The sequence below is a fragment of the Lysinibacillus fusiformis genome, assembly GCF_016925635.1.
Lineage (GTDB): Bacteria > Bacillota > Bacilli > Bacillales_A > Planococcaceae > Lysinibacillus > Lysinibacillus fusiformis_F.
On the sequence record NZ_CP070490.1, the window covers coordinates 2,751,883 to 2,774,713 of the forward strand.

Consider the following 22,831-nt stretch of genomic DNA (forward strand, 5'->3'; position numbering starts at 1 on the left):
TTTGTCAACGAAATGCATTAGGAGAGAGTTAAAAATATGTTAAAAAAGCAATTAATTATGGAGAAAGCGTTAGAGCTGTTTTCTGAACAGGGTTTTGAAGCTACGTCAGTACAACAAATTACGGAACGCTGTGGTATTTCTAAAGGTGCATTTTATTTATCCTTCAAAACGAAAGATGAGCTTGTTATTTCAATGGTGGATTACTATTTACAGCAGTTCATCACAGATATTGACCAAGTAGTCAGAGGAGCGTATAACAAAGAAACCGTTTTGGTTGAATTTTATAAAAGCATCTTTCAAGCATTCAAAGATCATTCTGCATCCGCTCGTGTATTTTTTAACGAAAAGGTCTTTCTAACGAAAAAAGAGTTATTTCATAAAATAACAGCCTATGAAGCAGAAATGTCGAAATCAATTCTCTATATGCTTGAGCAACTTTATCAGGATAAATTACAAGAAACGAAATATGATGTGATGTATTGTATAAAAGGGTTCATGAAGAGTTATGCTGAGCTTTTTATTTTTTCAGATATGCCTCTTGATTTAGAGCAATTAGCTAAATCTTTAGCAGAAAAAACAGATATTATCGCACATCATACAACCATTCCTTTTATTACAGCAGATCTTGTGCCATTTATTGCAAAGCCTTGTGAACAAGATGTATCAAAAGATGCTTTACTACAATTATTGAAGCAAAATATAGATCTTACCGGGGATTCTATAGAAAAAGAATCCCTTGAGCTGTTAAAGCAAGAAATAGAAAATCCTACTTACAGTAGAGCGATCATTAAAGGGCTAATTGAAAATCTACGTCTAGACCCAGCGTATCATTGGATTGCATATGTAACTGCAAAATACTTTAATATTTGAACTGCAGGATAGAATTGTTCACTTTTGGAGGTGAACAATTCTATTTTTTAATGTTTTCTATTTATTAATGGTGGCATAGATTGCAAAGCTTCTAACGCACTAGCAAAAGGTTCTTGAATCCATAATAATCGTTCAAGAAAATCTTGGACTTCGATTGGTAACTTCAATTCCTGCTGCCAGGCTTTTTCTTTTTTATTGCTTGGCTTGTAGTCTGAGTATAGTAAAAATAACAAAAAATGACCGACAAAATAAAGATCACTAATATGATTTTCTGCACGTTTAGGATTTTTGATCGTAGAGATATCGATTTGCTTTTGATAAGTGGTAGCAAGACCAAAGTCAATAATATGCAATTGTTGATGTACAAACAGTATATTAGGGATACGTAAATCGCGATGTACAATACCATCATTGTGTAACTGTACAATTTGTTCTAATAGTTGCTTTGTAATAACAAGTGATTGAGCGATTGTAAACTTGGCACCGTCTTGAAAAATAAGCTGCTCAAATGTATGCCCATTGACATAGTCCATGATAAAAAATGGGCTATCTTGAATCGTTCCTGTTGAATGGATGGTCGGAACGTAGGGTAGTGATATTTGTTGGAGTATGTGTATTTCTTGTTGAAATTTATGAATGGTTTTCTGGTGGTGACGATGTTTGGGACGCAAGCATTTTAAAACGAATAGCTTTTCTGACGAGCGTTCTTCAATTAAATACGTACGACCATATGAGCCATAGCCAAGAAATTTTTTAAAAGAGAATGCGGGATGCTCGGCAATGTAAAGTTCCACAGCCTGATCAAAGCTTTTTTCGGATAGTCGTTTCCACCACATTAGCTACTAAAGAAACTCATAGAGCTGAAAAAACTGCGTGAGCTTTTACGAGAGCTACGCTTATAATGCTTGTGACCATAATAATTATGTTTTTTTGAATATCTGCTACGGCTACTTGATGAAGAATAATGGCGTTTGGATTTACTATTGAATAAGGAATGAAGAATTTTATCTAGCATAAAAACGCTCCTTTTTGATGTTGTTATTACTATATACGCAAAAATAAAAAGGAGGTTTCAAAAATAAAAAAGAAACTATGTAAAATTTACATAGTTTCTTTCTACGAGGTTAAACCTCCATAATAATCGGTAAAATCATTGGTCGACGTTTTGTTTTTTCGAATAGATAAGGTCCCAAAACGTCTGTAATTTCATTTTTCAATTCTGTCCATTGAGGTGTTTTACTTTGGATTGTTTCATTCAGATGACGGTTCAGCATTTTTTGTGCCTCGTTTATCATCGTGCCTGATTCACGCATATAGACAAATCCACGCGAGATGATGTCAGGACCAGAAACAATTTTTTGTTTTTCCATATCCACGCTGACAACTACAATCACTAAACCTTCTTCAGAAAGGATGCGGCGATCACGCAACACGATATTACCGATATCGCCAATACCATTGCCATCAATGTAAACATCTCCTGAAGGAATACGGCCAGCTACATGTGCTTCATTAGCACTTAATGCTAGTACATCACCATTTTCCATAACAAATGTATTGTCTAATGCAACATCACAATCTTCTGCTAGATGTGTATGCATTTTTAACATACGGTATTCTCCATGGATAGGCATAAAGAATTTGGGTTTCATTAAACGAAGCATCAGTTTTTGTTCTTCTTGAGATCCATGACCAGATGTATGGATATTGTTTAATGCGCCATGAATGACTTCTGCACCTGCACGGAACAATAAGTTAATGATTTTATTAACACTTACAGTATTACCTGGTACTGGTGAAGAAGAAAAGATAACTGTATCGCCAGGCTGTATTTGAATCTGACGATGCGTACCATTGGCAATTCGTGATAAGGCGGCCATTGGTTCACCCTGAGAGCCTGTACATAAAATCATGACTTCGTTTGCAGGTAGTCGATTGATACTTTGAGCATCAATAAATGTATCCTTTGGAGCGGTAATATAACCAAGCTCACGACCAATTGTAATAGCATTGTCCATTGAGCGACCAAAGACAGCAATTTTTCTTCCATATTTTATGGCTGCGTCAGTGGCTTGCTGTAAACGGTGAATATTTGACGCAAATGTAGCAAAAATAATACGGCTATCCACTTTGCGGAAAATTTCATCGATACTTTTTCCAACTGTGCGTTCTGACATTGTGAAATTAGGCTTCTCAGCGTTTGTACTATCTGATAGAAGGCAAAGCACGCCATCTCGTCCAATTTCAGCCATCTTTGTTAGGTTGGCTGGTTCGCCCACTGGTGTAAAGTCAAATTTAAAGTCACCTGTGTGAACGATATTACCAGGTGGTGTTTTCACAACAATTCCATATGCATCAGGAATACTGTGTGTTGTTCTAAAGAAGCTAACAGATGTTTTTCTAAATTTAATAACATCCTCTTCTTTAATTTCGATTAGTTTTGTTGTACGTAGCAAGCCATGTTCTTCTAATTTATTACGTAATAAGCCAAGTGCGAGCTTACCGCCATAGACAGGGATATTTACTTGTCGTAAAAGGTATGGAATACCTCCGATATGATCCTCATGCCCATGGGTAATAAACAGTCCTTTAATTTTGTCGACATTACGCACTAAGTACGTGTAATCAGGAATAACATAGTCAATGCCGAGTAAGTCGTCTTCTGGAAATTTAATACCGGCGTCAATTAAAATGATTTCATCTTGAAATTGAACGCCATAAGTGTTTTTGCCGATTTCGCCCAGTCCGCCGAGCGCGAAAACAGCTGCTTGGTCATTTTTAACAAACTTCATGTTTGTTAAATTTCCTCCAAGACGAAGTTCGGGCTTGCTTGTTCGTACTCTAAATAGTTACCTTCAAGCAGTTGAACGAACTCGATGTTGTAGTTACGGTCTTTTAGCTTTTCACGTACTTCACGTTCTGAAGCAGCTTCAAGGTATAGACTTTTAGTATTTTCGCGAACTGGAATCTCATTTGCATTTTCTTGATAATAAACTTTGTAAATCATAGTTTGCTCTCCTTTAATTGCGTACAATTTTCTTGCACCTTTGACTACTACCACACACGTGCTACAAGAAAACAACGAATTTCTTTTATTGAAGAAATGTACGTTTGTAATACTTGTATCTCAATACTTCAGATGTGCACTATGTTATAAAATTGTATAGAAAGTAGTGAGACAGTGGTTGCGTATAGCCAAATAAATGCATTTCCTTTATATTATCACGCAGTTCCTCTAAAATAAAGAAAAGCCCTTCAAATAATGAAGGGCAAATGTTAGGCAATTGATTTTTTTCCGAGTACGCCACGAAGTTGCTTCAACAATTTTCGTTTGAGTTTCTTCAGCATGGCACATCACTCCTTAGGATCATTATAATAAAAATTATTGTCTATGTAAAGTCATTTAACTTGAAAGGATAATATTTATGGAAAGGGTTAATAGAATGAAAAAAATTTTATTTTTTGATGTCGATGGTACTCTCTATAACAGTGAAAAAAAATTACCTATATCTGCAAAAGAGGCGCTTTTGACAGCACGACGTAATGGTTATGAATTGGCAATTGCTACTGGTCGAGCACCATTTATGATTGAGTCACTACTAGAAGAATTAGAGATCGATACGTATGTTACTTTCAACGGACAGTATGTTGTCTATAAAGGTGAGGTTGTCTATACAAATGGGATTGCAAAGGAAGAGCTAGCTAATATCATTGCCTTTGGTGAGGCCCGCAATGAACCAGTGGTGTTTTTAGATGATAAACGTATGATTGCCTCAGTTGGCGAGCATCATATGGTAGCTGAAAGCTTAGACACTCTTAAATATCCATATCCAGAATTAGACTCATCTTATTATATGCAGAACGATGTATATCAAACACTTATTTTTATGGAAGAAAAAGATGAACCTTTATATAATGAAACATTTCCGAATGTTCAATTTGTACGTTGGCATCGTTATTCTTGTGATATTTTGCCTAAAGGAGGTTCGAAGGCTGCTGGTATTGAAAAGGTGCTTGAAAAAATGGGCATCACTTTACAAGATGCCTTTGCTTTTGGAGATGGCATAAATGACATTGAGATGCTGCAGGCTGTAGGGACAAGTGTTGCCATGGGGAATGGGCATGAGCGAGTGAAGGCAGTCGCTCATCATATTGCTGACCATGTAGATGAGGATGGTCTCTCAAAAATAATGCGCAAGCTATCGATTATTTAAAATAAAGAAGCAACTAGTTGCCAACTTCGCGACTAGTTGCTCATTTTTTTGAAAAACAAAGTAATCATTAGTGTGAAAGGTGAAAAAGACTTTCATTCCAATAAGTCTTAACTTAAAGTTGTTTACTACTCATTTTAGTATACGTTGTTGTCATTAATCTGTTAAAAATAAATGCATATCCTAAAATTTGAAATAAAGGGCTATTTATTCACTACTGCTCGATATTTCTCCCGTATAGTTGATTGGAGTGTCGCTGGCGGAACGGAAATCAACCCTCGCCTTGCCAAATATACTCTATCTGTTCTTAACATCAGCGCTTTTTAATCCTCGACTGTGTTGACCACTTTTATTGGAACGCCATTATCTGCAAAATGTTGAATCGTTTTTTTAGGTAGTGCGTCATCTGTGATAATGACATCTATGTCATTCACTGGACAAACCTGAATCGCTACATCTTTATTAAATTTTGAGGAATCTGTAGCGACATAGACTGTTTGAGAGATGGATATTATTTGCTTTCTGGTAATCGCTTCATCCAAGCTAAAATCAGATATACCTTTCTCAATTGAGACGCCACTAGCACAAATAAATGCTTTGTTGATATTAAGGTGTTCAAAGCGAAATAAGAATTCATTCGACGTCACTGATTTTTCAGAATGACGAACTTTACCGCCAAGCAGTATAACCTCGATATTAGAGCCAATTAGATCGAATGCCACAGGTAGTGAGTTTGTTACTACTGTTAGTTTTTCCTTGTCCAATAAAAATGGTGTCATTTGATAGGTAGTTGTTCCACTATCAATGAAAATACATTCCCCATCTTGAACGAGCGAAGCACATGCTTTGGCAATGGCAATCTTCTCTGCTAACTGCTCGTGAAGTCGTTGATCAATTAATCCCTCAACTGGCTCAATATATTTAACGCCTCCATAAAACTTTTCAATTTTTTTGTTTTGCATCAACTGTTGGACATCACGACGGATCGTTTCCATCGAAACGTTAAACTCTTTCGTGAGAGTTACTAATTTTACTACCTTATGTTGACGTACAAACTGCAAAATTTGATGTTGCCTTTCTATCATATACATTTCATCACCTCTACTAGATATTTACTCAAAGTAATCATAACTTTGTCAACAGTTGGTCAGAATTTACTCAACATTTACACAAAAAAGCATTTTCCTTTACAAATGGTCTCTATACTAAAGCTAAGAACTGAGAGAGGTGACCAAATTGTTAGAGCTTAAAAATATCTCAAAAAGCTATAAAAATAAGAAAGTTTTAGTAGATATCAACGTAACCATCGAATCAGGTGAGATCATTTCGTTACTAGGGCCAAGTGGTTGCGGTAAAACTACTTTGCTGAATATCATTTTAGGACTCGCGGATCCAACGGCTGGTCAGCTTATCTACAATGGACAAGATATATCAAAGCAATCGATGCAAGAAAGAGGATTTAATATCGTATTTCAGGATTTTGCGTTATTTCCTCATTTAAACGCATACGACAATATCATTTATGGATTAAAAAATAAAAACTTGCAAATGTCCAAAGAGGAGATACAAGAATACATTGATTTTTTAGAGCTAGCTCCACATTTGCATAAAAAAATTCATGAATTGTCTGGTGGGCAAAAACAGCGTGTTTCCATTGCAAGAACACTTGTGATGCAACCTAAAATTCTATTATTAGATGAACCATTAAGTGCACTGGATGGCGTCATTAAGGAATCGATAAAGGAGCGCATTAAATCCATCGCCCGTGAATTTGATTTGACGACTATTATTGTGACACATGATCCAGAAGAAGCCCTCACCTTATCAGATAAAGTCATGATTATTAATGAAGGTACAGTTGCTCAATTTGGCACACCTCATGAAATCGTAACAGCGCCAAAAAATCAATTTATAGAGGACTTCATATTAAGGCAGCTTCATATTAAGCGACATAACATCTATCAATTGTTTGGAGAAACATATGCTTAAAACGAATAAAATGATGAAATTAATTTTTCTGCCGATTCTACTATTTTTTCTATTCTTTTTAATTGTGCCTTTGCTTTATATGTTTTGGCAGTCATTCAAAATAGGAAATGTCGTGACTGTTCAAAATTATATAGAGGCTTTACAAAATATCGAAATTCGTGAAGCTTTCATTAATAGCTTTAAAGTTTCCTTTGTAGCATCGGTAGTGACAACTATTTTAGCTTTTTTATTGGCGTATGCTGTTCATTTTACAACGATGCACCGCCATACAAAAAAGGTAGTGCAAATTGGAATTACGTTGCCTATGCTACTGCCAACCATCACCTATGGATTTGTATTGATTTATACATTTGGTAATCAAGGAATTCTAACAAAATTAGTGGGGCAGCCTCTTTTTACAATCTATGGGTATAACGGTTTGGTGCTCGGTTACGTATTATACACATTGCCAGTTGCTTTTATTTTAATGCAAAATTCCATGCAATATATCGATAAACGATTTTTACTAGTGTCCATGTTAATGCATGATCATCCACTGCGTCGTTTTTATCATACCGTATTCCGTCCTATGTTAGGGACTGTTGGTGGGGCATTTATTTTAACATTTATTTTAAGCTTCACAGACTTTGGGATACCTGCATCAGTTGGTGGAAATTACAGAGTGATTGCCACTGAGCTTTACCAAGCCATGCTAGGCTCCATTGTCCATTTTGAGCGTGGGGCAGTGATCTCTGTGTTGATGCTAGTACCTGCTGTACTTGGGGTTGTCATGCTAACGATTTTAGAGCGCTTCAATTTTCAATATAAACAAGTTGGGCAAAGTGAACTTGTAAAGCATCGCTTACGTGACGCGCTCTTTACGACTTATTCAATTGTCTGTGTCACAGTTGTATGTATTATTTTTTCAACCATGTTTATTGTGCCTTTTACCAAAGGTTATCCGTATGACTTTAGCTTTACATTAGAGCATGTTCAAAATGTACTTGCGGAGAAAGATTTAACGAAGGTTTACATCAATTCTCTCATCGTAGCGCTATTAACAGCCGTACTTGGTGTGGGCATAACATTTATGTCAGCGCTTCTTAATGCAAGGACACCATTAAAAGGAAGAAAGAGCTTAGATATAGCATCTATGATCACAAATACAGTACCAGGAATGGTGCTTGGACTATCCTACTTGTTTTTCTTTAATGGAAGTTCATTAAAAGGTACATTTTTTATCATTATCGCATGTAATATTGTCCATTTTTTTACAACACCTTATTTAATGGCGAAAAATTCATTGCAGAAGATGGATCCTACCTGGGAAGTGACAGCTGAGCTGTTAAAGGATTCGTGGTTAAAAACCGTGGTACGAATCATTTTACCGAATGTTAGGCAAACGATTTATCAAATGTTCAGCTATTATTTTTTAAATGCGATGGTCACGGTCAGTGGTGTTATTTTCCTTGTCAGCACAAAGACAATGCTTGTATCGACACGGATAAAAGAGCTTCAGCATTTCGCAAAGTACACCGATATTTTTGTACTATCGATATTTATTTTATGTACAAACCTCATTGTGAAATTAGGTTGTGATTATATAACAGCACATAAAGAAAAAGTGGAGGAGATTTCAAAATGAAGAAGTCAACAGGCATGATGTTAGGGACAGTTAGTGCAGCAGCAGTCGTATTAGCTGCATGTGGAGGGGCAGCAGCGGATTCCAAAGAGCAAGTCATCATTTATTCAAATGCTGATGATGAAGCTATTGAAGTGATGGAATCTACATTGGATGACAAGGGCTATCAAGGTAAGTATTTAATCCAATCATTCGGTACTTCTGAGTTAGGTGGCAAAATGATGGCAGAAGGGACAGATATTGAAGCAGATGTTGTGACAATGGCTTCCTATTTTATAGAAAGTGCTCAAACCTCTAAAGCCATGTTTGTAGATATTTCTTCTGACTTAAAGCCGATGGATGGAGGAGTTACGTATGCACTGCCGATTTTAGGTAATGTTGGCTCTATCTTTATCAATACAGAGGTATTACAACAAAAAGGTCTATCTATACCAAAATCAATTAAGGATTTAACAGACCCTGCTTATAAGGACTTAGTGTCATTCCCAAATATTATGGATTCCTCAACAGGATGGCTTCTAGTACAAGCTATTATAAAGGAATATGGTGAAGAGGAAGGGAAAAAGGTTTTAGCAGATTTAATTAAAAATGCTGGGCCACATATTGAAAGTTCAGGTTCTGGTCCTATTAAAAAAGTGAAAACAGGAGAAGTTGCAGCAGGCTTTGGTTTACGTATCCAAGCTATTGATGCAAAAAATGAAGGGTTGCCGATTGATTATATTGACCCGACAGAAGGAAATTTCACTTTAACGGAATCTGTAGCAGTTGTAGATAAAGAAGGTGATGAAGCGTTAGCTAAAGAAATTGCAAAGGTCATCGCAACGGAGGCTCGCAATGGTCTATTAGAGCAATATCCTGTAGCTCTATACGAAGGAGAACAAGTAAAAGACGAGCACGTTCCAGCCTATTTGAAAAAATGGGATACAACCTTAACCGTAGATTTATTAGAAAAACACCAAGCCTTCTTTAAAGAAGCGCAGCGATAAGGAGCTATAGCAGATGAGTAACTATAAATTATTGACACCAGGGCCATTGACAACAACGAAAGCGGTTAAATTAGAAATGTTAAAAGACCGTTGTACATGGGATGATGATTATAAAAATGTGACACAAGTGATTCGTAAGCAGCTCTTAAAATTAGGACAAGTCGATGAGTCTGAGTACACAGCGGTGCTTATGCAAGGAAGCGGAAGCTTTGTCGTAGAATCAGTTCTAACAACAGCGATTGGTGAAAATGATAAAGTACTAATACTAACAAATGGAGCTTATGGCGAAAGAATTGCTGAAATGGCCAAAGTATTAAAGTTACAGCATATTGTTTATCATGTTCCTTATGATGAACAGCCATCATCGTTAGAGGTTCAGGCCTTCCTTGAAAAAGATGCAAGTATTACACATGTAGCCGTAGTACATTGTGAGACGACTACTGGTATTTTAAATCCAATTAAAGAAATTGGAGAAGTTGTTCATTCGTTCAACAAAACGTTTATTGTGGATGCCATGAGTAGCTTTGGAGGTGTACCAATGGATTTATCAGGCTTGCATATTGATTTTTGCATAAGTAGTGCCAATAAATGCATTCAAGGCGTTCCAGGATTTGGGTTTGTTATTGCGAATACGAGAGCACTAGAAAAATGTAAGGGACAAGCTCGAAGTGTTGCACTAGATTTGTATAGTCAATGGGAAGTGATGAAGCAAGATGGGAAATGGCGTTTCACATCACCTACACATGTAGTGGCGGCTTTCGCGAAGGCGCTTGAAGAGTTGATTGAAGAAGGCGGCATTCATGCCCGCTATAAGCGCTATGCGTATAATAATCATATACTTCGCTCTCGCTTGTCAGTGCTGGGATTTAAAGCGTATATTTCGGAAGAGCTGCAATCGCCAATTATCACAACATTTTTATTCCCGCATAAAGAGTTTTCTTTTGAGCATTTTTATCAAGAAATGAAAAAGGCAGGTTTCGTTATCTATCCAGGTAAGCTGACGGATGTCGATACATTCCGTATTGGCAATATTGGTGATATTCATGAGGATGATATGCTTACGTTATGTGAAGTTATTGAAAATTATATGGTGGTGAAAAACAATGAAAATTGAGACGGTTATTTTGGACTGGGCAGGAACAGCAGTTGACTTTGGTTGTTTTGCCCCTGTAAATGTTTTTTTAACGATTTTTGAAGATGCTGGTGTCACCGTTACACTCGAAGAGGCTCGAAAACCAATGGGTATGCTGAAAATTGATCATATCCGCACCATGCTAGAAATGCCAAGAATTAAAGAAGAATGGCATAGGGTACATGGACAATCCTTTACGGAAGAAGATGTACATGTATTGTATAATCATTTCGAAACAAAATTAATGGAGTCTTTAGCGACCTACACAGATCCTATCCAGCATGTGACAACAACGGTACAGCAATTAAGAGAAGCGGGTATTCGAATTGGCTCTACAACCGGCTATACAAATACGATGATGGAAGTAGTAACGAAGCATGCAGCTGACAAGGGCTATCAACCAGATTTTCTTGTAACACCTACACAGGTAGGCGATAAAGGGCGACCATATCCATATATGATTTTCAAAAATATGGAGGCATTAGAATCGCAAGCAACGAAGCAAGTTGTGAAGGTTGGGGATACTACCTCTGATATAAAGGAAGCGTTGAATGCAGGTGTTTGGGCTGTTGGCGTTATTATCGGAAGCTCAGAAATGGGACTATCTGAAGAAGAATTCAATACCCTGTCTTCAGAAGAACAGCAACAAGTAATAGCGAACACGAAACGTATTTTTGAAGAAACTGGCGCTCATTATACAATTGAAACAATGGCAGAGCTGCCAGCGTTAATTGAAACGATCAATGCGCGTTTAAATGTGGAAAAACAATTAGAATACAAATAAAAACAAGCCTCGGCAGATAGTAGTAACTGCCGAGGCTTGTTTTAGTCGCGCTCATAGGGAATAGAATCAGGTATATCAGCAAATGGATTTTTTTCATTGATACGGTCATAAAACATCACGCCGTTCAAATGATCTAACTCATGCTGAAAGGCAATAGCTGGTAGTCCTTTGAGACGCATTTTTTTCTCTTCACCATCAATTGTTTTAAATTTTACTGTGATGCGCGCATGACGCGGCACATACCCAGGAATATTACGATCAACAGAAAGACATCCTTCACCTGCTGATAGGTAGGTGTTTTCAACAGAGTGGCTAACAATCTTTGGATTAATGGCTACAAAGCTTAATTGTTCACCAGCCTCATCTTTTAAATGAAGGGCAAACATGCGCTGTAAGCTATTTACCTGATTAGCAGCCAAGCCAATGCCACTACGCAAATTATATTTTTCTGCCATTTCAGGATCTTGGCTGTTGATTAAATATTGCAGCATATCCTGAGCAAGCTTTCTTGTTTCATCAGTTAAAGGGAATTTAACTTCCTCTGCTTTTGTGCGTAAAGTCGGATGACCTTCGCGGATAATATCATCCATTAAAATCATATAGTAATCTTCCTTTCAACTTTGTAGTGCTTACTAATAATTATACATCACGTCTTCATACAATCCCATGAAAAAAGACCTTATTTGAATATACTCAAAAAATTTTTCTAATGCTATTAGATTTTCCAGAATGGGGTATTCTACTAGGGGAAAACCTGTTGGAAAACGTAAGAGTCGTATGGTGTGAGTAAGGTGTTGTAATACAGATTTTGAATATTAGTAATACAGTATAGGACAGCGATGTTTGATTGTTATTCTAGAAAAAATCTTTGTATAGAGCAGTAATAGATGATTGACCGACAGTATTTTATTCAGTATACTGAGTGTCAAGAATAAGTTGTACTAGTTAAAAAGGTGATTTATTTTAATACAGCTGAAAGGGAGATGTGACAAATGAGCAAGAAAAACAATAATATTTTTGATGCTAAACAAACGCTAACTGAAATCGAAGATAAGTTTGAAATGTTTCAAATTTTGAATGAAGAAGGCGAAATTATAAATAAAGAGGCAGATCCACAATTATCAGATGAGGAACTAGTTGAACTAATGACACGTATGGTTTATACACGTATTTTAGATCAACGTTCAATCTCACTTAACCGTCAAGGTCGTTTAGGCTTCTATGCGCCGACTGCTGGTCAAGAAGCTTCACAACTTGCTTCTCACTTTGCATTAGAACAAGAAGATTGGATTTTACCAGGTTACCGTGATGTACCACAAATTGTATGGCATGGCTTACCTCTTGAAAAAGCATTTTTATTCTCACGTGGTCACTTTATGGGGAATCAGGTTCCTGAAGGTGTAAACGTTTTAGCTCCACAAATTATTATCGGCGCGCAATATATTCAAGCTGCTGGGGTAGCACTTGGAATTAAAAAACGTGGGAAAAAAGCTGTTGCAGTAACTTATACAGGTGACGGTGGTTCTTCTCAAGGAGACTTCTATGAAGGCATTAACTTTGCAGGTGCATTTAAATCTCCAGCAATCTTCATCGTACAAAATAACCAATATGCAATCTCAACACCTCGTGAATTACAAACAGCTGCTAAAACAATTGCACAAAAAGGTGTAGCAGCAGGCTTACCAAGTATTTTAGTAGATGGAATGGATGCGCTTGCAGTTTATGTAGCAACTCGTGATGCTCGTGAGCGCGCGGTTAATGGTGAAGGCCCAACATTAATTGAAACAATGTGTTACCGTTATGGTCCTCATACAATGGCTGGGGATGACCCAACTCGTTACCGTACTTCTGATACAGATAATGAATGGGCTCAAAAAGATCCTCTAGTTCGCTTCCGTAAATACCTAGAAGCAAAAGGTTTATGGGATGAGAAGAAAGAAGAAGCAGTAATTGAGCGAGCAAAAGAAGAAATTAAAGAAGCAATCAAAAAAGCAGATGCTGCTCCAAAACAAAAAGTAACAGAGTTAATGGAAAATATGTATAAAGGCGAAATGCCATCTAATCTAAAAGAACAGTATGAAATCTATAAAGAGAAGGAGTCGAAATAACCTATGGCACAAATGACGATGATTCAAGCAATTACAGATGCACTTCGCACAGAATTAAAGAATGATGAAAACGTTCTTGTATTCGGGGAAGATGTAGGTGTCAACGGTGGGGTATTCCGCGCGACAGAAGGCCTACAAAAAGAATTTGGGGTTGACCGCGTTTTTGATACACCATTAGCAGAATCAGGTATTGGTGGCTTAGCAGTCGGTCTTTCTCTTCAAGGATTCCGTCCAGTTCCTGAAATTCAATTCTTCGGTTTCGTTTATGAAGTAATGGATTCAATCAGTGGCCAATTAGCACGTATGAGCTACCGTAGTGGTGGCGTATACAATGCACCAGTAACAATCCGTTCACCATTTGGTGGTGGTGTGCATACGCCTGAAATGCACTCAGATAGCTTAGAAAGCTTAATGACAGCACAACCAGGATTAACAGTTGTTGTTCCATCAACACCATATGATGCAAAAGGTTTACTTATTTCTTCTATTCGTAATGACAACCCAGTTATTTTCTTAGAACATTTAAAATTATACCGTTCATTCCGTGAAGAAGTGCCTGAAGAAGCATACGAAATTCCACTAGGAAAAGCGGATGTAAAACGTGAAGGTACTGATTTAACAATCGTTGCTTACGGTTTAATGGTTCATGAAAGCTTAAAGGCTGCAGAAGAACTAGAAAAAGAAGGACATTCTGTAGAAGTAATTGACTTACGTACAATTCAACCAATCGATGTGGAAACAATTATCGCATCAGTTGAAAAAACAGGTCGTGTAATCGTTGTCCAAGAAGCTCAAAAACAAGCAGGTATCGCTGCAAACGTAGTAGCAGAAATTACAGAGCGCGCAATTTTAAGCTTAGAGGCTCCTGTTCTTCGTGTGGCTGCACCAGATACTGTGTACCCATTCCCACAAGCTGAAGGTGTTTGGTTACCAAACTACAAAGATGTAATGGAAACAGCGAAAAAAGTTTTAACATTCTAATAAAGCTTCTAAACTTGAACAACAGTAACTAGAAAGGATGGGTACACATGGCATTTGAATTCAGATTACCGGATATTGGCGAGGGTATTCACGAAGGCGAGATTGTGAAATGGTTCGTTAAAGCTGGAGATACAGTAAAAGAAGACGATATTCTTTGTGAAGTACAAAATGATAAAGCGGTAGTAGAAATCCCTTCACCAGTTGAAGGAACAGTAGAGGAAGTTTTAGTAGGAGAAGGAACAGTTGCCGTCGTTGGCGATGTCTTAATCCGATTGGATGCGCCTGGCTATGAAGACTTAAAGCTAAAAGGTGACGATCATGCTGAAGCGAAAACAGAGGCACAAGTTCAAGCAACTGCTGAATCTGGTCAGAACGTAGAGAAAGCTCCTGCTAAAGAGGAAAAGGCACCAGAAAAAGCTCCAGAAAAAGTGGAGACAGTGGTTGATGAAACAAAACGCGTAATCGCAATGCCTTCTGTACGTAAATTTGCCCGTGATAACGATGTGAATATCCGTGAAGTGAAGGGTACAGGTAAAAACGGTCGAATCTTAAAAGAAGATATTGAAAACTTCTTAAAAGGTGGCGGCACTGTAGAGGTAGAAACTACAAATGTCGAAACATCAGAAGAAACAGTTCAACAAGAAACGTCTACACCAGCAGCACCAGTAGTTCTTGAAGGGGATTTCCCAGAGACTCGTGAGAAAATGTCAGGTATTCGAAAAGCGATTGCTAAAGCAATGGTACACTCGAAACAAACAGCTCCACATGTTACACTAATGGATGAAGTCGATGTAACGGCTCTTGTAGCACATCGTAAAAAATTCAAAGATATCGCTGCTGAAAAAGGTGTTAAATTAACATACTTACCATATGTAGTGAAAGCACTTATTTCAACTTTACGCGAGTTCCCAGAATTTAACCGCTCTTTAGATGATGCAACACAAGAAATTATCCAAAAGCATTACTACAATATCGGTATTGCAGCAGATACGGAAAGAGGCTTACTAGTACCAGTTATTAAGCATGCAGATCGTAAATCTGTATTTGCAGTGTCTAATGAAATCAATGAGTTAGCGACGAAAGCCCGTGAAGGCAGACTAGCGCCACATGAAATGAAAGGTGCTTCTATGTCCATTACGAATATTGGCTCTGCAGGAGGACAATGGTTCACACCAGTTATTAATCATCCTGAAGTAGCAATTCTAGGTATTGGTCGAATTTCAGAAAAACCTGTAATAAAAAATGGTGAAATTGTAGCCGCACCTGTGTTAGCATTATCATTGAGCTTTGATCATCGTATGATCGATGGAGCCACTGCGCAAAATGCTTTAAATCACTTAAAGCGTTTGTTAAGTGAGCCAGAATTATTATTAATGGAGGCGTAACAAAAATGGTAGTAGGAGATTTCCCAATCGAAACAGATACTCTTGTCATTGGTTCAGGTCCTGGAGGATATGTAGCAGCAATTCGTGCAGCTCAAACTGGCCAAAAAGTAACAATCGTTGAAAAAAATGTACTTGGTGGTGTGTGCTTAAACGTAGGTTGTATTCCATCAAAAGCATTAATTTCAGTAGGTCACCGTTTTGAGCAAGCTAAACATTCAGATGACATGGGAATCATCGCTTCTGATGTGAAATTAGACTTCTCAAAAGCACAAGCATTTAAAGACAGCGTTGTTAAAAAATTAACTGGCGGTGTTGAAGGCTTACTTAAAGGCAACAAAGTTGAAATTGTACAAGGTGAAGCTTATTTCGTTGACGCTCATTCAGTGCGTATCATCAATGGTGAATCTGCTCAAACTTACACATTTAACAATGTCATTATTGCAACAGGTTCTCGTCCAGTTGAAATTCCAACATTCAAATTCACTGATCGCGTACTAAATTCTACTGGTGCACTTTCTTTACAAGAAGTTCCTGGTAAATTAGTTGTTATCGGTGGAGGTTATATTGGTACAGAGCTAGGATCAGCTTACGCAAACCTTGGCTCTCAAGTAACAATTATTGAAGGCGGAAAAGATATTTTAGCTGGCTTCGAAAAACAAATGACGCAAATCGTGAAAAAAGGCCTTAAAAAGAAAGGCGTTGAAATTGAAGTTAACGCATCTGCAAAAGGCGTTGAAGAAACTGAAAACGGCGTAGTCGTAACTTATGAAGTTGGCGGAGAAGAGAAAAAAGTTGAAGCTGATTATGTATTAGTTACTGTAGGTCGTCGTCCAAATACAGATGAAATGGGCCTTGCTGAAATCGGAGTTGAATTCGGTGAACGTGGTCTAATCAATGTTGACAAACAATGTCGTACAAATATTCCAAACATCTATGCAATTGGTGATATTGTTGCAGGTCCTCAGCTTGCACATAAAGCATCTTACGAAGGTAAAGTTGCTGCTGAAGCGATTGCTGGTGAAAAATCAGTTGTTGATTATCTTGCTGTACCTGCTGTATGCTTCACAGATCCAGAAATGGCGACAGTTGGTTACAACGAAGAACAAGCGAAAGCAGAAGGCATTGAATACACTGCAGCGAAGTTCCCATTCGCAGCAAACGGTCGTGCTCTTGCATTAAACCAATCAGAAGGTTTCGTGAAGCTTGTTGCTCGTAAAGAAGATGGTTTATTAATTGGTGCTCAAATCGTAGGTGCTGGTGCATCTGATATGATCGCTGAAATGGGCTTAGCGATTGAAGGCGGCATGACTGCTGAAGATATCGCTTTAACAATTCATGCTCACCCAACATTAGGTGAAATTACAATGGAAACTGCTGAAGTATTACTTGGCAACCCAATCCACATTGTAGCGAAAAAATAATATGAATAAAGGAGTGTAGAAAAAGCGGATGTTCATTCGCTTATCTACACTCCTTTTTTACTAGCAATTGTTTTATTAAATGCAGATTGTCGTTGAATAAAAGGTAATAACTTGAAGATGTTGCCCCCTAAAGATATTACATTTTACTTTATGCATAAAAGATAGTATTATAATTGATAATAATTATCAATTATATATAAAGGAATGGGTTACGATGAATGAGCGCTATCGAACATTTATTTTATTAGCACAACACAAATCATTTACTGAAACAGCAAAGCATATGTTTTGTTCCCAACCGACAGTTTCTCAGCACATTCAGCAATTGGAAAATGAATTAGGCTGCCAGCTAATCTCAAGGAAACAACGGCAAATTAAATTAACTACACAAGGCGAAATTGTGTTGGCTTATGCGCAAAAAATGCAGGAAATGGATCAACAATTGCGAAGAGCAGTAAAGCAGACACAACAGGAAAATATCAAATTATATATAAGTCACTATATTGCCGATAGCTTTTTTGACGAGCTATTTGATAAAAATAATAGCACATATAAACAATATCCCTATGAAATTAATAGCTATTGCTATGAAGATTTAAAAAGTAGTTTAGTAGAAAACCATGCTAAATTTGCCGTGATGCCGATTTATGATGCTGATACGATTGTTCACGAGTCATTTGATATAGATATTTTATTTGAGGAAGAATTAGTATTAGTGATGACAAATGATCATCCTTTAGCAAGTCGTCAAATCATTTATACAAGAGATTTGAAAAACCTATCGATGCTATTGTCTCAAAGTTCTTATTTGAATCAGCATATTAAACAAGCTTTACATCAGAAGGAAGTACCTGTTTATTATATACAGATGACTAATTTTGAAATTATTAAAAAGGCTGTACAGCAGGGTATGGGCGTATCTTTTTTACCTTATAAATCAATAGAGGATAGCTTAGATAAATTAACGTTTAAATATGTGAAAGGTCTATCTATTAAACGAAAAAATGGTATTGTATTTAACCGTAACCAAATTTTAAATGAGCAAGAACAAGCATTTTGTGAACGTTTAAAGAAGAAATTGAAGATGGAGTCTGTCAGGTAAGTTAAACTTATAAAGGTAGTTAAATCCTTTATGGTGTTTCTTCTATTATATTCATTTTTACCATTATATTCATTAAAATAAAATATTTGCTAAATTAATCCAAGCAATATACGAAGCTTTTATTTACTGTTTCGCCATTGTTTGGTTTTTTTATCTTAATTGAGCCTCTATGTCAGTAATATGGTAGCACTTGGAGGAATTTATATCGCTTTTCTGCGATGAATTCCAAGGATCATTTCTGGTAGAATATCATCCTTAATTTGTAGGTTTATAGCATTCTATAAGAAAATGTAATAGTACAATTGGAGATTTTTATAATTTGAGAAAAACTGATAAGCGGTCAGAGAAAATTAAAATACTACACCTTACATGATATTGATAATCGTTATCAGTGATGATATAGTTCGAAATGCAAGGAGGTATGAAGATGTCAAAAGATTATATTGTAGTTCATCCATGTAATATTTTTTCTCAAGGCAAAGCAGATGAAAATTTTGAAATAGTAGATATGTATGATTTACCGAATATTGAGCTATCTTCTTATAAATGTATGGTGATTTTAGGATTTGTTGATCAAGAATTTTTGCAAGAAAAGAAACAAATTATCGCTGATTTTTTGGCAAATAATAAGATTGTATGCTTCTTCGGTAACTTAGTCACAGATTGGTTACCAGGACAGCAGGCTTTTATCGCAAAGGAGATTCGAAATCATTGGGATTATGACATCTCTATTGCGAAACAACACGGAATTTTTGCAGGTGTAAGGGAAGAAGATATGACAATAAATAAAGGTGTGAAAGGGTTTTTTGCTCGTGGACATCATCCAGCACCAGCAGAGGCAGAGATATTATTAACTTTGCCAGACGGTGAGCCTGTGACATTTATTGATCGAAGCTCAACAAATGGGACCATTTTTATGCATGCAGGTAATAATCTCTTTAATATTGGAGGCATGACACCGTCAATATCAAAAACGACCAATCGTATTCCTACACAGCTAATGCAATGGATACAGGATGAATACAAGTATTTAGCGGAAAGGAGTGTCAAGTAGTGCGTAAAATAGCTGTTATGTATAGTGGTAGTTCACAACATTGGCGTACATATAAGACATCTGAATTCGCTCAGTATATCGATCAATTGATTCCAGTGCGTCAGTTAGAGGAAGAAAATTTAGACGCTTTTGATGTATTAATCATCCCTTCTCAAACACATACAGGATTATTAGATAAAAACATTCAAAAGATCTATGATTTTGCGAATACAGGGAAAGTAGTGGTCACATTTGGCCCGCAGCATCGAGATTGGTTGCCGATGCATAACTGGGAATTAAGACCAACTAATTTTTGGTGGTGGCTAGAACCTAATGCTGATAGTGGCTTGCGTTTAGTAGAGGCAACGAATGATTTATTTAAGAGTTATCTTACATTGGAGGATGCAACTTGGCATCAACATGGTGTGTACTGGCCAAGTGAGAGCTGCGAAGTATTAGTATCGACAGATGATGGTGGTGCCGTTTTATATATTGATCGAGTGAACACAAATGGGGTTTGGGTCAATACAACATTGGATCCAGATTATCATTTTGGCTCTTATTTTATGCCGGCAACGGAACGGTTCTTACAGGGATTTTTACCTTGGCTAAAGAAAGGGCAGATATAAGGAACGCTAAATGCGCAAAATGATTACTAATAGCTCTATTTGAGACGCAAGCAGTATGTTGGTTCAAGGCTTTGACAGGAAAGATTGCCGTACATAGTGTAGAAAAAACAAACTTGTGGATATTGGACTAAATTTGAAATTTCTCGTCTTTGATAAGGAAATTTTTTGATAAAAGAAAGTAGGAGAACTAGTGGAACCTATTGCTTATGTTGGCATTGATATTCAATTTACTCGATTAACAGATGAGGATCGTGAGCGTGGCTTAGTATTTTTATATTTATATGATTTACCCTCTGTTGATTTAACAGCCTATGCAGGAATAATTATCACAAATCATGTAGAAGAACAATTTCTACTAGAACATAAAACGATTTTAGATGAATATTTGCTACACGGTGGTGTGATCTTTTCACTGACAGAAATATCCTTGCCATGGTTAGCAAATGTAGCTAATTGGAAGCGCTCTCCTATTCCATTGAAAGATCGTGAAATTATGATTGAGCAATCTAATTGTTCTTTATTTAAAGGGATAGAGCCCTATGATATTAATTATCGAAAAGGTGTACGGGGCTTCTTTTCTCGTGGTTATTTTGAAAAAGTACCCGCACATGCGGAAGTGTTAATTACAGATCAAAGCGGTGTACCAATACTTTATGTTGACCGACATTCAACAAATGGCACCATTTTTGCAGGAGCAGGCACCGATATTTACAAGGTTTTTATTAATGAAGAAAATACATCGAAAAAGCTTAGTATGCAAATGCTAGATTGTATTCGTGAGGAAGCTAACCGCAATTATGCAAGTGGAGGTATGGGCGAATGATAGGGATTGTGACGAATGGCTTACCATTTCAAAATCGTTTTTTTGCAGAGCAAGAATTTCATTATTTATATGATGAAGTGCTACATATTCGCCACTTGCATCAATATGATTTAACAAAGTATGACACACTTATTCTATCTTGTCGCTTAGATATCCGTTCTTTAAAACGGTATCAGTCACAATTACTGAAATTTATTAATGCTGGCAAAAGACTGATTATTTTTGGTGAAATATTGGATTGCTGGTTTCCGACAATTGATTGGGAAGATTCTGAAGTCAATTTTAGTTGGTGGGTGAGAGATGGCGGTGATTTACCGATGAAAATGCAAAATAATGTGCATCCACTTTTCAAATACGTCACATTACATGATATGAAATGGCATTATCACGGTTCTTTTTTACCGCCACAAGGAGCGCAATCGTTATTAGATATTCCAAATGGACGATCGTTATTTTATGTGGATAATGTGAGCTTTAATGGAGAACTAGTTGTCACTACACTTGATCCGATGTTTCATATCGGATTAGGTTTTATTGATCAATCAAAGCCGTTTTTACATGGGATTGCAAAATGGTTAAGAGAGGAAGAAAAACATTGAAAAAGTATGGACTTGTCGCTGCTGCAGCACTAACAATGTTGCTGGCAGCTTGTAATAATGACAAAGAAGAGACGCAAAATAAAACTGAGCCTGAGGTGGAGGAACAATCATCAGAGTTGCAAACGACTAAGGAAGAAAAGCTTGTAGTTGACCAATTAGGACGTGAAGTAACAGTACCAAACTCGATTGAGCGTGTTGTAACGGGAGGCATTCTTCCATACTTCTCTACTTGGTATGTAGCAACAAATTCTACAAAGGAAATTGTTGGTATGCATCCAAATTCGTATAATGCAGCAAAACATTCGATGCTAGGTAAAATGTCTCCAGATGTTTTAAAGGCTGATACGTCATTTATTCAGAATGGTGAAGTCAATGTAGAAGAATTAATGAAAGTAAATCCACAATTATATATTGAGATTGCAACAGATGAGAAATCGATTAATAAAGTAACTGAAGCAGGCATTCCAGTAGTGGCACTCAAGGCAATTGATGCGGCTGCGGCAGAGCCATTAGCTACATTTAATAGTTGGTTAGAAGTAACAAGCCAAATAACTGGTACAACAGAACGTGCCAATCGCTTCCTAGAGGAAGGGAAAAAAGTACAAGCTCAATTAGATGAAAAATTAAAAGCAATCGAAGAAAAAGACAAGCCTCGTGCAATGATGTTGTTTAGGCATAATGAAAAGTCGATTACAATTGGAGGGAAAAACTTCTTTGGTAACCAATGGCTCAATGCGACTGGAGCAATTGATGTAGCTGAAAATGATATACAAGGGCAAAAAGAAGTGAATATGGAGCAAATTTATGCTTGGAATCCTGATATTATTTTTATTACCAATTTTACAGAAACACAACCAGCTGATCTACTTGAAAACAAGGTAGATGGACAGGATTGGAGTCAGGTAAAGGCAGTACAGGAGGGTAAAGTTTATAAGATACCATTAGGGATTTATCGCTGGTTCCCACCTAGTGGTGACGCCCCATTAATGTTAAAGTGGTTAGCGCAAAAAAATCATCCTACATTATTTGATTATAAAATAGAGGACGAAATTAAAGCATATTACAAAGATTTTTATGAATTTGATGTGACAGATGAAGATATTCAAGCTATTTTAAATCCATCATCAGAAGCAGCTAAATATTAAGGAATGATTGGT

At 36.9% G+C, this 22,831-nt stretch carries 22 protein-coding genes; 17 read left to right on the forward strand and 5 right to left on the reverse strand.

Annotation, left to right across the window (positions count from 1 at the left end):
* The first annotated feature begins 36 nt into the window (after positions 1-36).
* The gene (locus tag JTI58_RS13365; protein ID WP_205441634.1) at positions 37-870 is read left to right on the forward strand and encodes a TetR/AcrR family transcriptional regulator; all 834 of its coding nucleotides are present in this window, start codon (positions 37-39) and stop codon (positions 868-870) included.
* A 47-nt stretch (positions 871-917) separates the two neighbouring features.
* On the opposite strand, the gene JTI58_RS13370 is transcribed toward JTI58_RS13365, so the two are convergent.
* The 3 genes from JTI58_RS13370 to JTI58_RS13380 all read right to left on the reverse strand — a co-directional run bounded on the left by JTI58_RS13370 (position 918) and on the right by JTI58_RS13380 (position 3,877).
* Entirely contained in the window at positions 918-1,706 is a 789-nt protein-coding gene (locus tag JTI58_RS13370; RefSeq protein WP_205441640.1) for a protein kinase domain-containing protein, read from the reverse strand.
* A 288-nt stretch (positions 1,707-1,994) separates the two neighbouring features.
* Positions 1,995-3,662, reverse strand: a complete 1,668-nt coding sequence (gene rnjA, locus JTI58_RS13375) for a ribonuclease J1 (protein ID WP_205441642.1) — start codon at positions 3,660-3,662, stop codon at positions 1,995-1,997.
* A 5-nt stretch (positions 3,663-3,667) separates the two neighbouring features.
* A complete protein-coding gene (locus JTI58_RS13380) occupies positions 3,668-3,877 on the reverse strand; it encodes a DNA-dependent RNA polymerase subunit epsilon (protein ID WP_205441644.1) in 210 nt (69 codons plus the stop codon).
* 436 nt (positions 3,878-4,313) lie between these two features.
* Here JTI58_RS13380 and JTI58_RS13385 point away from each other — a divergent pair, with 436 nt between their 5' ends.
* Positions 4,314-5,084 carry a Cof-type HAD-IIB family hydrolase gene (locus tag JTI58_RS13385; RefSeq protein WP_205441646.1) on the forward strand — a complete coding sequence of 257 codons (771 nt, stop codon included), beginning with the start codon at positions 4,314-4,316 and terminating at the stop codon, positions 5,082-5,084.
* A 320-nt stretch (positions 5,085-5,404) separates the two neighbouring features.
* On the opposite strand, the gene JTI58_RS13390 is transcribed toward JTI58_RS13385, so the two are convergent.
* Positions 5,405-6,172: a DeoR/GlpR family DNA-binding transcription regulator gene (locus tag JTI58_RS13390; RefSeq protein ID WP_243456020.1), complete on the reverse strand. Its 768-nt coding sequence runs from the start codon at positions 6,170-6,172 to the stop codon at positions 5,405-5,407.
* Positions 6,173-6,317: 145 nt separating this feature from the next.
* Between JTI58_RS13390 and JTI58_RS13395 the strand changes: the two genes are divergently transcribed.
* From JTI58_RS13395 to phnX, 5 genes are read left to right on the forward strand one after another with little or no spacing between them, the layout of a single operon-like run.
* A complete protein-coding gene (locus tag JTI58_RS13395; RefSeq protein ID WP_205441648.1) occupies positions 6,318-7,070 on the forward strand; it encodes an ABC transporter ATP-binding protein in 753 nt (250 codons plus the stop codon).
* The gene (locus tag JTI58_RS13400) at positions 7,063-8,694 is read left to right on the forward strand and encodes an ABC transporter permease family protein (protein WP_205441650.1); all 1,632 of its coding nucleotides are present in this window, start codon (positions 7,063-7,065) and stop codon (positions 8,692-8,694) included. The genes JTI58_RS13395 and JTI58_RS13400 overlap by 8 nt, the downstream gene beginning before the upstream one ends.
* A complete protein-coding gene (locus JTI58_RS13405) occupies positions 8,691-9,677 on the forward strand; it encodes an extracellular solute-binding protein (protein ID WP_205441652.1) in 987 nt (328 codons plus the stop codon). The genes JTI58_RS13400 and JTI58_RS13405 overlap by 4 nt, the downstream gene beginning before the upstream one ends.
* Positions 9,678-9,690: 13 nt before the next feature.
* Complete coding sequence (phnW, locus tag JTI58_RS13410) at positions 9,691-10,791, forward strand: 2-aminoethylphosphonate--pyruvate transaminase (protein WP_205441654.1); 1,101 nt, start codon at positions 9,691-9,693, stop codon at positions 10,789-10,791.
* A complete protein-coding gene (phnX, locus tag JTI58_RS13415; protein WP_205441656.1) occupies positions 10,781-11,593 on the forward strand; it encodes a phosphonoacetaldehyde hydrolase in 813 nt (270 codons plus the stop codon). The genes phnW and phnX overlap by 11 nt, the downstream gene beginning before the upstream one ends.
* A gap of 41 nt (positions 11,594-11,634) precedes the next feature.
* On the opposite strand, the gene def is transcribed toward phnX, so the two are convergent.
* Positions 11,635-12,192, reverse strand: a complete 558-nt coding sequence (def, locus tag JTI58_RS13420; protein WP_205441657.1) for a peptide deformylase — start codon at positions 12,190-12,192, stop codon at positions 11,635-11,637.
* 393 nt (positions 12,193-12,585) lie between these two features.
* On the opposite strand from def, the gene pdhA reads away from it, so the two are divergent.
* The 10 genes from pdhA to JTI58_RS13470 all read left to right on the forward strand — a co-directional run bounded on the left by pdhA (position 12,586) and on the right by JTI58_RS13470 (position 22,819).
* Complete coding sequence (gene pdhA, locus JTI58_RS13425) at positions 12,586-13,701, forward strand: pyruvate dehydrogenase (acetyl-transferring) E1 component subunit alpha (protein ID WP_205441659.1); 1,116 nt, start codon at positions 12,586-12,588, stop codon at positions 13,699-13,701.
* Between the two features lie 3 nt (positions 13,702-13,704).
* Entirely contained in the window at positions 13,705-14,682 is a 978-nt protein-coding gene (locus JTI58_RS13430; protein WP_205441661.1) for an alpha-ketoacid dehydrogenase subunit beta, read from the forward strand.
* Positions 14,683-14,729: 47 nt separating this feature from the next.
* Positions 14,730-16,067, forward strand: a complete 1,338-nt coding sequence (locus JTI58_RS13435; protein ID WP_205441663.1) for a dihydrolipoamide acetyltransferase family protein — start codon at positions 14,730-14,732, stop codon at positions 16,065-16,067.
* A gap of 5 nt (positions 16,068-16,072) precedes the next feature.
* Positions 16,073-17,488, forward strand: a complete 1,416-nt coding sequence (lpdA, locus tag JTI58_RS13440) for a dihydrolipoyl dehydrogenase (protein WP_004224738.1) — start codon at positions 16,073-16,075, stop codon at positions 17,486-17,488.
* Between the two features lie 214 nt (positions 17,489-17,702).
* Positions 17,703-18,590: a LysR family transcriptional regulator gene (locus JTI58_RS13445; protein WP_205441665.1), complete on the forward strand. Its 888-nt coding sequence runs from the start codon at positions 17,703-17,705 to the stop codon at positions 18,588-18,590.
* A 427-nt stretch (positions 18,591-19,017) separates the two neighbouring features.
* A complete protein-coding gene (locus tag JTI58_RS13450) occupies positions 19,018-19,644 on the forward strand; it encodes a phosphate starvation-inducible protein PhoH (protein ID WP_205441667.1) in 627 nt (208 codons plus the stop codon).
* A complete protein-coding gene (locus JTI58_RS13455) occupies positions 19,644-20,252 on the forward strand; it encodes a hypothetical protein (RefSeq protein WP_205441669.1) in 609 nt (202 codons plus the stop codon). The genes JTI58_RS13450 and JTI58_RS13455 overlap by 1 nt, the downstream gene beginning before the upstream one ends.
* A 190-nt stretch (positions 20,253-20,442) precedes the next feature.
* Positions 20,443-21,075, forward strand: coding sequence for a hypothetical protein (locus JTI58_RS13460; RefSeq protein WP_205441671.1), 633 nt, complete (start codon positions 20,443-20,445; stop codon positions 21,073-21,075).
* On the forward strand, positions 21,072-21,674 hold the full coding sequence (locus JTI58_RS13465; protein ID WP_205441673.1) for a hypothetical protein: 603 nt from the start codon (positions 21,072-21,074) through the stop codon (positions 21,672-21,674). The genes JTI58_RS13460 and JTI58_RS13465 overlap by 4 nt, the downstream gene beginning before the upstream one ends.
* Positions 21,647-22,819 carry an ABC transporter substrate-binding protein gene (locus JTI58_RS13470; RefSeq protein WP_205441675.1) on the forward strand — a complete coding sequence of 391 codons (1,173 nt, stop codon included), beginning with the start codon at positions 21,647-21,649 and terminating at the stop codon, positions 22,817-22,819. Before JTI58_RS13465 ends, JTI58_RS13470 begins: the two co-directional genes overlap by 28 nt.
* The last annotated feature ends 12 nt before the right edge of the window (positions 22,820-22,831 follow it).